Source organism: Candidatus Poribacteria bacterium (assembly GCA_026706025.1).
Classification (GTDB): Bacteria; Poribacteria; WGA-4E; order WGA-4E; family WGA-3G; genus WGA-3G.
This window is the reverse complement of the sequence record JAPOZO010000073.1, coordinates 36,875-48,856: the sequence shown is the minus strand read 5'-3', so window position 1 is coordinate 48,856 and position 11,982 is coordinate 36,875. Positions and strand designations below refer to the sequence as shown.

General features: G+C 46.8%; 14 protein-coding genes. All 14 read right to left on the bottom strand.

From position 1 onward, the window contains the following. Positions 1-158: 158 nt before the first annotated feature. Positions 159-1,133: a PASTA domain-containing protein gene (locus OXH00_18950; GenBank protein MCY3743101.1), complete on the bottom strand. Its 975-nt coding sequence runs from the start codon at positions 1,131-1,133 to the stop codon at positions 159-161. Next, positions 1,130-2,080, bottom strand: a complete 951-nt coding sequence (fmt, locus tag OXH00_18945) for a methionyl-tRNA formyltransferase (GenBank protein MCY3743100.1) — start codon at positions 2,078-2,080, stop codon at positions 1,130-1,132. The genes OXH00_18950 and fmt overlap by 4 nt, the downstream gene beginning before the upstream one ends. Positions 2,081-2,119: 39 nt before the next feature. Continuing rightward, on the bottom strand, positions 2,120-2,674 hold the full coding sequence (locus OXH00_18940; GenBank protein MCY3743099.1) for a hypothetical protein: 555 nt from the start codon (positions 2,672-2,674) through the stop codon (positions 2,120-2,122). An 82-nt stretch (positions 2,675-2,756) separates the two neighbouring features. Next, positions 2,757-3,260 carry a signal peptidase II gene (gene lspA, locus OXH00_18935; GenBank protein ID MCY3743098.1) on the bottom strand — a complete coding sequence of 168 codons (504 nt, stop codon included), beginning with the start codon at positions 3,258-3,260 and terminating at the stop codon, positions 2,757-2,759. Further along, on the bottom strand, positions 3,247-5,976 hold the full coding sequence (locus OXH00_18930) for a class I tRNA ligase family protein (protein MCY3743097.1): 2,730 nt from the start codon (positions 5,974-5,976) through the stop codon (positions 3,247-3,249). Before OXH00_18930 ends, lspA begins: the two co-directional genes overlap by 14 nt. Before the next feature lie 114 nt (positions 5,977-6,090). Next, positions 6,091-6,360, bottom strand: a complete 270-nt coding sequence (locus OXH00_18925; GenBank protein ID MCY3743096.1) for a YggT family protein — start codon at positions 6,358-6,360, stop codon at positions 6,091-6,093. Between the two features lie 27 nt (positions 6,361-6,387). After that, positions 6,388-7,233, bottom strand: coding sequence for a pyrroline-5-carboxylate reductase (gene proC, locus OXH00_18920; protein MCY3743095.1), 846 nt, complete (start codon positions 7,231-7,233; stop codon positions 6,388-6,390). 128 nt (positions 7,234-7,361) lie between these two features. Continuing rightward, a complete protein-coding gene (locus tag OXH00_18915; protein MCY3743094.1) occupies positions 7,362-8,090 on the bottom strand; it encodes a YggS family pyridoxal phosphate-dependent enzyme in 729 nt (242 codons plus the stop codon). A gap of 42 nt (positions 8,091-8,132) precedes the next feature. Beyond that, positions 8,133-8,414 carry a hypothetical protein gene (locus OXH00_18910; protein ID MCY3743093.1) on the bottom strand — a complete coding sequence of 94 codons (282 nt, stop codon included), beginning with the start codon at positions 8,412-8,414 and terminating at the stop codon, positions 8,133-8,135. Between the two features lie 298 nt (positions 8,415-8,712). Beyond that, positions 8,713-9,468 carry a peptidoglycan editing factor PgeF gene (gene pgeF / locus OXH00_18905; GenBank protein ID MCY3743092.1) on the bottom strand — a complete coding sequence of 252 codons (756 nt, stop codon included), beginning with the start codon at positions 9,466-9,468 and terminating at the stop codon, positions 8,713-8,715. Further along, positions 9,465-9,791: a cupin domain-containing protein gene (locus OXH00_18900; protein ID MCY3743091.1), complete on the bottom strand. Its 327-nt coding sequence runs from the start codon at positions 9,789-9,791 to the stop codon at positions 9,465-9,467. Before OXH00_18900 ends, pgeF begins: the two co-directional genes overlap by 4 nt. Positions 9,792-9,863: 72 nt before the next feature. After that, entirely contained in the window at positions 9,864-10,637 is a 774-nt protein-coding gene (locus tag OXH00_18895; GenBank protein MCY3743090.1) for a hypothetical protein, read from the bottom strand. Beyond that, positions 10,630-11,466 (bottom strand): twin-arginine translocase subunit TatC, encoded by an 837-nt coding sequence (gene tatC / locus OXH00_18890; GenBank protein MCY3743089.1) that lies wholly within the window; start codon positions 11,464-11,466, stop codon positions 10,630-10,632. The genes OXH00_18895 and tatC overlap by 8 nt, the downstream gene beginning before the upstream one ends. Before the next feature lie 17 nt (positions 11,467-11,483). Further along, positions 11,484-11,699: a twin-arginine translocase TatA/TatE family subunit gene (gene tatA, locus OXH00_18885; GenBank protein MCY3743088.1), complete on the bottom strand. Its 216-nt coding sequence runs from the start codon at positions 11,697-11,699 to the stop codon at positions 11,484-11,486. Between the last annotated feature and the right edge of the window lie 283 nt (positions 11,700-11,982).

Sequence of the window (11,982 nt, the reverse complement as noted above, 5' to 3'; positions counted from 1 at the left end):
ACCTTTCAAACAAGAATGACATTACGCCTTCATTGGACGAAAACAAGGAAACTAACAGTTTATGCTACAAAGATGTCTATTTATTTTTGGGTTTCACTATAGTTTGCGTCTCCGCAACCACAATCTGGAAGATTATGCTACAGAGATGGCAACTTGCGTTATTTGTAAAGCGTTTCAGATAGTTTCTCGCCATTTTCGTAGACCACGACCCGCGTTTCTCCAAAGACTCGAACCCCTTCTCGTTCCAAGTCAATCACCATGCCACGAGCGTAGGGTTGATCGACCTCAATACGTTCACCGGAATCATCAATGATAACAATTCTGACGTGATGTGACAATGCCCCTTCTTCGCTGACGTAGTGCTTGAAAGTTAGCAATCTACCGACGTTTTCAGGCAATTCCTGTCCACTAATTTCGAGGAGGATCAGGTCTCCGGTTCTTACCATCACGTTGCGTGGAGGTTTGTGGGCAATAATTGCGCCTTCAGGGATTTTGGGGTGCGAACTATATTGGGTTTCAACATTTAGTCCTGCTGCTTCTAAGGCAACAAGCACATCAGCAGCGGGTTGACCTTCAAAATCCGGGAGTTGCATGAGTTGTGGTGTCGGCCCGAGGCTCACTAAGAGGTTAACGGCACTGCCGCGTTGTTGACCTCCGCCCTCTGGCGGGGTTTGCGCGATGACTGTATCTTGTAGATAGGTTTCAGAGTAGACGGTCGCGACCCGATTTCGACGAAAACCCGCAGCCCTAAGCGTATCAAAAGCAGCATCCTGTGATTTACCGATAACAGAGGGGACAGGTGCTAACTTCGCCCCTATACTGACCGTGATTGTAACAGGTTGGTAAGATTTGACTCTAAAGTTCGCCACAGGATCTTGCGCAACGATTTCGCCTTTTGGTGCATTGCTACTCGCCTCCTGAATATCCTTCGCGGGCCGAAGCCCTTCTTTATCAAGAATACGGACAGCTTCATAGTAGGTTTTGCCAATAAGGTTTGGCACCAAGACTTCTTCTGTCCGAACCCATTTCGGAATAATCACGAAAATGATGAGTACACCGCCTATACCGAACAGAATTAGGAAGTAGAGTGAAACTTTGACGGCGGCAAATAGGGTATTATTCAGGCTATTCATAATGATGTTGCAGCCAAAAGTTGTTCGCCTGTTTGTAATTGGTAACCGTTGATAAAATCGGACGCTTCCATAACTTTCTTGGTTGCGGGCTGAATTTTCAGTAATTGGAGCATCCCGTCTGCTGTTGCAACAAGCAGTTTTCGTTTTTCAACTATTTCAAGCACCCCTGAAGGCGCGTCGAGCGTCTGCGAAAGCGGCAGACAATCGACAATCTTCAATCGGAGATTGTTCCGAAAAAAGGTATACGCGCCGGGCCAGATCGCGGTGCCTCTGACGAGATTGTGAATCGTTGTCGCGGGTTGATTCCAGTCAATGTGTCCGATCTCCTTTGTCAGGCGTGGTGCGTGCGTCGCCTCGGCGTTGTTCTGAGGCGTTGCCGGGGGCGGTGCGCCTTCTGGCATCTCGGATAAGAGTCGGACAAGTTGATTTGCCCCAAGCTGCGCTAACTGTTCTGTTAATGTAAAAGCATTATCTTCATTTCGGATGCGGATACAACTTGTAGAAATAATATCGCCTGTATCCTCACCGGCATCCAATAACATAAGCGTCACGCCTATCTCGGTTTCACCGTTAATTAATGCCCATTGAATAGGTGCTGCACCTCTGTACTTCGGGAGCAGTGATGGGTGCAAATTGATCGTCCCACAGGGTGGAATATCCAAAACGGTCTGTGGTAGTAGTTGACCGAATGCGGCGACGACAATCACGTCTGGTGCGAGACGTTCAAGGCCAGACATGAAATCCGGTTTTCTCACCTTCTCAGGTTGGTAAACCGGTAGACTGTGCTCTGTTGCGACGATTTTAACAGGCGGTGGGTTGAGGCGTTTTCCGCGTCCACTTGGCCGGTCGGGTTGTGTGACAACACCAATGATTTCAAACTTGTGGGTGATCAGTTCTCTGAGTGCTGGCAGAGCAAACTCACTGGTCCCCATAAAAAGAATACGCATTTTGAGTGTAGTTTTCAGTTTTCGGTTATCAGTTTGAATTCAGAAACGGACCTGTAAGAGGGGTACCGCAAAACCGATGGCAGGATCGTTCGCCCATCTATTCAGTCTGTTGTTTAGTGAGTTTTGTCGTAATATCTCTTTATATCTTGCTGTATGTGGATCCGTTTTGGACAGACGAGCGATAGTTCCTTCAACAGGATCTTCCTCTTCGACCGGTGGTGCTTTCGGTTCTGGCACACGTGGTGCAGATCGATCAACATTGCGGGTGTGTAACCAATCCCACACGCCGATGAAGAGCGACAATGAGACAGCCCCAATCCCAACCACGCGATAGTCGCTCGGTGTCAATTCGGGTGCGAATATATTCTCACGATACATTTTTATCCCTCTAACGGCGAGATAACTGTGAATAGCAGTGAATGGTAGGGAACTCAACGTGATAATTTCAAACCGACGCAATGCACTTTCGCTGTAGTCGGCGTGGTCTTCGTGTTGTGCTGGAGGTTCTGGCTGAAACTGTGCTTTTGCGTGCGGTTGTGCGAAATAGAGAAAAGCTATGCTCATTAGAAATAATTGGGTGCGAAACTTGTACATGGATCCCTCCTTGGGTCAAAGACAACGTTGAGTTCTCACAATGATACTATTAATCTATGGATTTAGAAAACCGGGTCCCAAGTCAAGCCTGCTGGTCTTGATTACGGTGTCGGAACAGGTAAACAATCAGCATGCCTGCACCGATGCAGACAGAAATATCAGCGACGTTAAAGGTGGGCCAAAAGAGACCTTGGCTGACTATACCGAATTGAAGAAAATCAATAACTTCCCCCAAATAGAGGCGATCAATGAAATTTCCAACAGCACCGCCGAGTAGAAAACCTAACGAGACCTGCATCCAACGACTCTCCCGGAATCGGAGGTAATAGGAAAAAATGAAAACCAAAGCGACAATGGTAATGAGAATCAGCAAGACCCTATGCCCGGCGAGTACCCCGAAAGCCGCTCCAGTATTTCTATCGTGCCGAAGGTTGAAGAACCCGGGGATAATCGGGATTATCTCTGTTACCTGAGTAATGTGTTTCTGGACCAACCACTTAGTGCCCCAATCAAGTATCAACACGGGCACAGCCACATAAATCAAAAGCATAACATTTTGCCATGCGTTTTTTTTAGGATTTTGCATCGTATGCCCTCTTGACCTCCTCCCATTCCGCTTTTGCCTCGTCTTTTTTCCCATCGGAAGGTTGCAGAGTTTGTCCAATCAGAGACGAGTGCGAGTGCCAGTTTTCTTGAAAGATACTCTGGTCGCTGGTCATGCCTTCTATAGAAATGCGTCGATAAAAATGTTCGGCTAAAAAAGGAGTCAAGGGAGCGAATCGTTGTAGCAGTCCAGTCGTTATCTCTGAAAGTATACTTTGCGCCGCATGTAGGGTTGTAGTAGGACGAGATTCCATCGTGCGGCTATAAAAGCGAAGGTCGTCTTGACAAAAATCAGTTAACAGCGTCCACATTTCGTAGAAATTCTCGGCTTGATAAGCCAGTTGCACCTCTTGCAAAAGTTGCGCGGTAACAGTTATTGCCAGCGAATCAATTGGAAGTATTTTACCAGTAGCAGCGGTCTCCCCCAGAGCTTCAATATCTGTATGCGTAGGTGTGCGGGGGAAATCGACCTGAACTTCGCGTCCGTTAGCGGTGGTGAAACGTTGTTCATCTTTAGAGGCTTTCGCAGGTGCATCCTTTTGTTTCTTATCGCTCGCTTTTCCGGAATCACGTAGAAACGGGTAGAGGTACTCACTTATATCATCGAATAGTGCTTGGAGCTGCTGATATTGCCCGAGGTATCCCTCGGCAAGTTTCTCAAGTTGTTTGGAACTCACCTGTTTGGCTTCAATATTCGGTGCTATCGCGACAAGTCGGACCACATCGGCTGGATATTTATTAAGAAATGCGTCTTCAATCTGAATTTTGCCGCTAATTTTTGGTAGCGTTTTAAGCGTTAGTTGCTTAAAGGGTTGACTTTCTTTAATTGGGCGACTTCTACTAAGCGCAGCGGAGATGACGCTAATTTCGGCTAACCATTTTGTCCACTGAGAATCACCAATACCTGTTTGTGGTACAAACATGACGCTGGTGTGGCCCCCGAGCGGTTTCTTGAAGTCAGAGTTGTCAATGATTTGAAGCAGATTAGCAAAATGACTATCAATGAGGGTCGCCTCTTTGCGAAAATCGCTTGAGTTACAGTTTAAACAGCGGGTATCAGTGGGCAAGAGTTCTTCAATGCTGAGTCCGAACCAGAATTCAAAGCTGCGCTGGATAGAATTGCGGATTGCATTGAGTGTATTTTTATCAGTGAGAGGTTCATCACACTGGTCACAGAGCAGGATTGGCAGAGGCATTCCCCATTGACGCTGTGTTGAAACTTGTAATTCTCCGAAATTAAGGACGATATCTCGGACCTTGCCAATACGTTTATCTTGTATATCGCCATAATTATCCCAATATTCTTGAGCATTGAGAAGTTGATTGGTGGCATCATTTTTGGAAATAGAGAACACCCATTTTGAACAGGGTCGGAAAACGGCTAATTCCTTGCATCGGGGACAGTGGGGTGCGTGTATCTCGTCGTTATGTGTTTTTAGGAGGACCCCATATTTCTCCAATTGCGGGATAATAAATTTTTCTGCCTCAAAGAGATATAAACCACACAATTGCCCGGCTTCTTCAGTGAACCTTCCGGTTTCATCGAAAATAGGGGTAGCATTTATGTCTTCTAACACCCGTGCGATATTGTAACTGGGTTGATGATGTGCTGGGTTTAGCGGGATAACACCGGATTTTAAGAGAGACGTTGACTCGTCAGGAGTTTCTGTAATTAACGTTTCAGGGATGGGTGTAATCTTCAACTCCTTCGATGGAAAGAGCGGGTGCGCCACAGTGTATTGCGCGAGTTCAGTGGCTTTAATTTCCTTAATAGGTTTCGGCTCAGGCTGCCCGTTTGTGAGATGTTTACAAAAATATTCAAGCTGCGGTTCTGCAAAAAGGAGATATTCCTCTCCATGCTTAGTGAGGAGATAGGTAGCATCCTGAGTAATCCCGATTTCGACGGTACCGGCTACCTCCCAGAGATGTGGCATCCGGATGCAAAAGGAGACATTAATGCCAAATTCCTCCAACCCAAAATTGAAAGGGAACTTCACGTACCCGTTCAAAGCATGTGCAGATTTTTGTAGGAGATTCGCTTCATTGAGCGGTGCTGTGCACTTCGGACACCATGGACTGAGTTGTGGTAAATCGTGGAGATAATCGGAATCCCGTAGTCGGCTGATGAGAGCGATGAGTCGTGCTTCCTGTCGTGATTCAAGGGTTTTCTGAGAAGCATCCCAATCCGCAAAGATACCGAGTTGATAAAACTTCTGTTTTTGAACTTCTAATTCCTGTTTGTGGCGTGCGCGGCATCGCTTGCGTAGAACAGAGAGTTTGATCGGAGATTTGGATTTTGCCTCCGCGATAATGCGTTCCTCAATCCAAAGCGGATAGGTTTCCCATACGGGTACGTAGGTAACCTGATGTCCTTGCATTAACGACGCTTTGAGGAAGACATCTTGGCAAATTTTTCTACAAAGCGTGTCAAATGTGAGTGCATGAATGGAAGTGGGCGTTTCGCGAAGGACGTAGGTTTCGGTTTGAGGGGCGTGTTGCGGTTGTGTCGAACTTACTGGCGCGGTGCGCTGTGCAGTATTCGATTTTTTGTTTGCGAGGGGGAAAACATCAACGTTTGCCCAAACATCCAAGACGTTTTTTTCGCGGTTCCTATCCGCCAACTGGAGTTCCTCTTCTCGCTTCGTGGTTTTACCCCGTTTACGCGTCGTGTTTTTTGCAGGGGAGTTTCGCTTTTTCATATCTTCGTATTTTTGTCTCTGAACCATTTGTCAGTTTGACAGGGTTATGTTTTTCGTGCGAGTTACCTCTCAGTTTTTTACCGGATCAAGTGAGTCGGTATATCCTCTCATCTATCACCAGAGCATCCGCGCCAGAATCTGTAAAAGAATAATCAGTATAAAAGGCGAAATGTCAATACCAAAGCTCCGAGACACGGGTTCAAGTAGGTTCCGAATCGGGCTTAAAACTGGATCGACGATGCGACTTGTAAACCAATAGATTTGCCTGATGACTGCATTTTGTGTGCCGAAAACAAACCAAGAAAGCAAAGCGTTTGCGAAAACTACTAATGTGTAAAATTCAAGCAATCGAGCGATGAACCGAGCGAGGTTGTGTATAGGCATAGTTTCTATTATTGTAGGCTCCAATTATTATGCGTTACCGAGTTCTTTCGCTCGTTCTGTCGCAGCAAGAATAGCTTCTGTGAGTGTTGCCCGTAAGCCGCCGCATTCTAACGCGTGAAGTCCGGCGGCGGTTGTTCCGCCAGGTGTCGTAACACGATTCTTGAGTACCGCTGGATGTTCTTGCGTTTCGGCTAACATAGTAGCCGCACCTAACACAGTATGGATTGCGAGTTTTTGGGCATCCGCCCGAGCTATACCGACATGTACCGCTGCATCAGCGAGTGCTTCAATGAAGAGGGCAACATAAGCGGGTCCGCTGCCACTCACCCCTGTAACAGCATCAAGATGACGTTCATCCATAATTAGCGAGGTGCCACAAGCGTTGAAAATTTCCTGTGAGATTTCAAGATGTGTCTCATTCACTGCAGTGCCAGCGGTTAGTACCGATATTGCAGCCCCGACCGCTGCCGAGATGTTTGGCATCACCCGAACAATCGGTGGTGCAGTCTGAAAATAAGCCTCAAGTGTTGTGGTGGTAACACCCGCTGCGATGCTTATGAGCCACTGTGGTGCCGATAAACTGTGCGCAATCTGTGGTAGAATACTTGGGACAGCTGCTGGTGGTACTGCACAGAAGATAACATCTGTTTTTTTTACTAAGTTAGCAATATCACCGGCATCGCTGGTGCCTTTTTCCTTGCAAAGCTGCTCGACGAGGGTACTATCAAGGTCGGTAACCCAAATGTGTTTTGCGGGGAATACGACATCAGCAATACTGCGAGCGACAATACCGCCCATCTTTCCAACGCCTATGACACCTAATCGAAGGTTTTTAATTATTCCTTGCGGTTCGCTCAGATAGGTTTCGCTCATGATATGCCCTTCCGTAGAACTGAAAAAACGCCCAAGCAATACACAGAAATCCCCAAGCAAAAACACCCCTCCATTTCATTTCGGGCTACGGTTTCGCTGGTATTTTACTAACGACTGACAACTGACGGCTATTCCACTGTAGGCTCAAAGATCGCCCTACCAATCCGAACGAGATTTGCCCCCTCTTCTATAGCGACCTCAAAGTCGTTTGTCATTCCCATAGAGAGGTATTGCATAGTAACCCCGGGGAATCCTTCGGCTTCTACCTTCGCAGCAAGGGACCTTAGTAAAGCAAAAGCAGGACGGTTTGCGTCCGGTGAAGGACTCAACTGTCCCATTGTCATTAAACCGATAATATTTGCTGTCGGATATGCCTGCGCGTCCGCCATGAACGCCAGCAAATCCTCCGAGTTTAAGCCGTATTTACTTGTCTCGCGAGTCGTGTTTACCTGAATGAGAACCTTCATTCGTCGTGCTTGCGCTTCGGATCGGCGCGCTATCTCTGCTAAAAGCCGCAAACTGTCAACCGAATGAATCAAGGAAAACATATCAAGCGCTGCTTTAACCTTATTCCTTTGTAGATGCCCAACGAGATGCCATCGGCATGTTTTATCAGCGGGACCGGAACTGGCAGCATCCACAATAGAATTGACTGCTGCGTACTTTTGTTGCGCTTCTTGAACTCGGTTTTCACCGATGTTTGTAACACCTGCAGTGAGAACCGCCTGCATCTCCGGTACTGAACGTCCTTTTGTAACAGCAACAAGTTCTACTGCATCCGGTGTGCGGTGACTCCGTTCTGCTGCGCGGGCGATACGTTCGTTGATGCTGAAGAGATTACTGGCAACGGAATTCAATTTTTCGATTCCAAAATTGGTTCAATGAATTAAAAAGGCTCTTCAGACTTCAGGATCGTCTACTGATTGCGTATCTGGATTTAAGGACTTGTTTGTTGTATGAAAGAGAATACCAATAACAGCGACTAAGACAGCAACACTCATAATACCGATCCCGACCGTTATTGTATATGTTGCCTCTGTATAAATCTGTGTGACCTGGACCGCGGTCTTGCTTTCCGCCAAAACCCCCTGATACTTGTTAGGATGGGTTCCACCGCGTACGATAAAAATCAACCCAATAAAACCTATAACAATAGACAACGTTACAAAAAGCGCGCGCATTTACGATTCCTTGGGTATCTACCCAATTGTCGTCTAACAACAAACTTAAGAAATTATTGGACCTAACAAGCTGGAACATATAGGGAAATAACGCTACAAATTGTCGTGAGGTTACGGCTGCGGGCAGTGCTGGAACTACAATCATCCAATTCGCGATATTTATACATTTAATAATACCATATTTTTACAAGGAATGCAAATTTTTCGGTTGTCGATTGCGAGTAGTCGGAAACCATCAACTGTCGGTAAAAATAGTTCTGGGAAGAAAGTGAACGGCTGTGTTTTAGAAGTGAGGAATTTAGTTTTTGCTGTTGAGCCTAATAAATGAAAGCATTCTGCCTGTTTGTCCGTGCTCAGCGCGATGCGAATAAAAAAGATCTGTGCGACAGGCGGTACAAAATGGCGATACTGAAATGGCGGCGGTGGGGACACCTATTTCAACCAATTGATTAACATTAGCCGATTGTAGGTTCAGGTTTGTGCCGCTGCGGACGGTGCCGCCGAAGTGGTCGGTAAATTGGGTAAGCAGCTCCGTGCTGACGGTATAACAACACTGCTGGATGGATGGACCTAAATGGATTTGGCAGTTTGCAGCAACTGTTCCAAATAGCGTCTTCATCCGGGCGAGGGTGTTTACTGCTATCCGTGCGAGCGTGCCCCGCCACCCTGCATGGGCAATACCGATCGCGGGCGTTTCGACATCTAATACGAAAATGGGGACACAATCAGCGGTGAAAATGCCTAAGGCTACTTCGCACTGAGCAGTGACGAGTGCATCCGCTTCTGGAGGTTGCGTCCCGGTTGCCGGTGGTAGGTTAGCTCCATCAATAATATCGGTGCCGTGAACCTGACGACAGTAACGCAGCGCCGTTAAACCGGTTTTCTGGAAGAGCATCTTCCTGTTGGCTGCAACTGCGTTGGGATCATCACCGACGTGTTCGGCAAGATTCAAGGAGGCGTAAGGGCTGCGACTGATCCCACCGTGGCGTAGACTCACGCCAGCGGTGACGATACCTGTTGCCTCAAGTTCCTGAATTGCGTGATAAATCTTCACGGTTTGTAATCTTCTCTTGGTGGGCTAAAGATGTCAAGTGCAACGGCGGGTTCATCAAAAGCCTTTGCGCTGTGTTTCACATTGGACGGAATGAGGTAGGCATCCCCTTTTTTTAGGATCTGGGACTCTCCATCAATGGTTAATTCAAATGTTCCTTCAAGGACCATTCCCATCTGTTCATGGGGATGGCTATGTTCAGCGACAACACTATGCGGTTTCAAATTAACGAAAGACATCATCAGTTTTTCGCCGTGAAGGGTGCGGATGCTGGCTCCGTCAAAAACTTTTTTTTCGGGTTGTTCGTCAATCACAAAAAAAGGCATTAAGTGCGGGTGCCTCCTCTTTTTTACTGCTTGCGCGGCTTGCTATCTCGCTGTCGACTGGATACTCGTCCATTATGGAAACGGCACATCGGGTGTGACAGGCTCAACGTAAAGTAACCGCTTACAACTTGAGCAGTAAACCGGTTTCTCATATTTTTGTGCTTCCTTCAGCGTCTGCGGTTGAATAGCGATGCGGCAGGTGCCGCAAGTGCCGTCTTTACCTAAGGCGATAAAACCACTTTTCACGCGTGCTCTGCCAGATTCGCTTGCCAGTTGTGCTTTTATCCACCGGTGATATTCGTCTCTGCGCACTTTATCGATTTTGGGAAGAAACGCCTTTCGCTGCTTTAACTTTTCACCGCGTTCTGTTTCTAAGGTACGCAGTTCCTGTCGGAATTGCTCGGTTTCGGTGGCGGTTTTTTCCTTTTCCTGATTTATCTCAGCATCCAGTTCTGCCAATTCTTTTTTTAACCGATCACTCTCTTCCATGAGAACGAGGATAGCGTCTTCTGCCTCATCGTCTTGTTCGTCAAGGAATTCGATCTGTCGATCGAGGGCAGTATAGGCTTCATTAGATGTGACAGTCCGCTGTTCGGTTTGATATTTTTCGCGTTGTACAGCGTTCATTTCAATTTCAGCGGTTCTGGCGCGCTGCGCTTTTTCTGCTTCCGCGAGTTCTTCCGATTTTGCTGCGATGTCCGCTTCATATTTAGCGACCCCTGCCTCTAATTGCTCAATCTGGCGTGGGATGGTTTGAAGTTTTTGTTGGATTGACAATAGTTCCGAGTCGCGTTCTTGTAATTGGTAAAGTAGCGCGAGTTGTTGCCGCAAAGACTCGTTAGCCATACACTTCTTGCTCCTTTTCAACGAGGTAGGCGAAAAAAATGCCGAGTTGATACAAAATGAAGAGCGGTATTGCCATCAACAGCATCGACCATGGATCTGCCGGTGTCAGCAGTGCCGAAATCACACAAATACCCAATAAAGCATAGTTTTGCTTTTCACGAAAGCCGCGTGCGTTAATCACACCGATACGGGACAGGAATGCCATCACTATCGGTAACTCAAAAGCGATCCCGAAGCCTAAGATTAACTTCGTTACAAGGCTTAGATAATTTTCCAAGTCCCACATATTCGGCATCTCTGGAAACAGCTGTGCGGAGAACTGTAGGACTACCGGGACGACAATAAAGTAGGCGAAAACAGCACCGATAGTGAAAAATGCGACGATGATAAGAAAAAGCGGCACAGCGAATCGCTTTTCCTCACGATTCAACGCGGGAAAAATGAATGCCCAGACCTGATAAATGATTATTGGCAATGCGAGCAAAATACCGGCAGTAACCCCCAATTTCAGGAACGCCATGATACCTTCTAAGGGTCCGACTTTCATGAGTACGGCATCGATACTGGAAGATCCAGCACGCAAAGTGACGGCAAGAAACCCGAATATTGAGCCATCACCGCCGACTGTGGTATCAATAGCATTGGCAATCAGTGTGTTCATAGATGTCCGCAACGGGAACATAATAACCTTCTCAATGGGTTTACTAAAGGATAGACACAACACTGTAAAAGCACCGATTGCGATTGCAGCGATGATGATTCGCCGCCGGAGTTCCTCCAGATGTTCCCAGAAGGTCATTGCGACATCGTTAGATTCCTTAGCTTCCATAGTGTATTCCGCTCGCGTTATGAGGCTTTCGGGGGTTTGATGTTCGGTTCCGGGTCCTTATCAATTTCATCGGCTGCCTTTGTGAGTTCATCTTGGATCTCGGTACCGGCACTCTTAAATTCCCGAATCGCTTTCCCGAGTGAACGCCCCATTTCCGGTAATTTTTGGGGTCCGAAAATGACGAGCGCGACCACAAGGATTATAAATATTTCTATTCCGCCTATTCCGCCCATGTGCTTGATGCCTCCTTCAACAAAATTTGGCAATTTGCTGCTATCTAAAGTATAGCATAAAATAGACGTATTGGCAATTAATTTTTTATAAGTTGTCGGTTATCAGTTTTCAGTTGTCAGTAAGAATGGTTACCGGTTCTCGGTTGTTGAATCAAGATTTTTGGGCTTAATGGGAAAATGACGGTGTATGAAATTTCATAGTATTTCACAGTAAGGATCCGAAAAGTTTGTGTAAGGACCGCTACGAAGCAAGGTGTGGTGTAGGTTTTTACGGTGTTGCTAA

Excerpts from the sequence above, each read along its gene's own strand:
- OXH00_18940 (MCY3743099.1), bottom strand. The coding sequence starts at position 2,674 with ATGTACAAGTTTCGCACCCAATTATTTCTAATGAGCATAGCTTTTCTC.
- lspA (MCY3743098.1), bottom strand. The coding sequence starts at position 3,260 with ATGCAAAATCCTAAAAAAAACGCATGGCAAAATGTTATGCTTTTGATT.
- OXH00_18930 (MCY3743097.1), bottom strand. The coding sequence starts at position 5,976 with ATGAAAAAGCGAAACTCCCCTGCAAAAAACACGACGCGTAAACGGGGT.
- OXH00_18895 (MCY3743090.1), bottom strand. The coding sequence starts at position 10,637 with ATGGCTAACGAGTCTTTGCGGCAACAACTCGCGCTACTTTACCAATTA.
- proC (MCY3743095.1), bottom strand. The coding sequence starts at position 7,233 with ATGAGCGAAACCTATCTGAGCGAACCGCAAGGAATAATTAAAAACCTT.
- tatA (MCY3743088.1), bottom strand. The coding sequence starts at position 11,699 with ATGGGCGGAATAGGCGGAATAGAAATATTTATAATCCTTGTGGTCGCG.
- OXH00_18925 (MCY3743096.1), bottom strand. The coding sequence starts at position 6,360 with ATGCCTATACACAACCTCGCTCGGTTCATCGCTCGATTGCTTGAATTT.
- fmt (MCY3743100.1), bottom strand. The coding sequence starts at position 2,080 with ATGCGTATTCTTTTTATGGGGACCAGTGAGTTTGCTCTGCCAGCACTC.
- tatC (MCY3743089.1), bottom strand. The coding sequence starts at position 11,466 with ATGGAAGCTAAGGAATCTAACGATGTCGCAATGACCTTCTGGGAACAT.
- OXH00_18900 (MCY3743091.1), bottom strand. The coding sequence starts at position 9,791 with ATGCCTTTTTTTGTGATTGACGAACAACCCGAAAAAAAAGTTTTTGAC.
- OXH00_18910 (MCY3743093.1), bottom strand. The coding sequence starts at position 8,414 with ATGCGCGCGCTTTTTGTAACGTTGTCTATTGTTATAGGTTTTATTGGG.
- OXH00_18950 (MCY3743101.1), bottom strand. The coding sequence starts at position 1,133 with ATGAATAGCCTGAATAATACCCTATTTGCCGCCGTCAAAGTTTCACTC.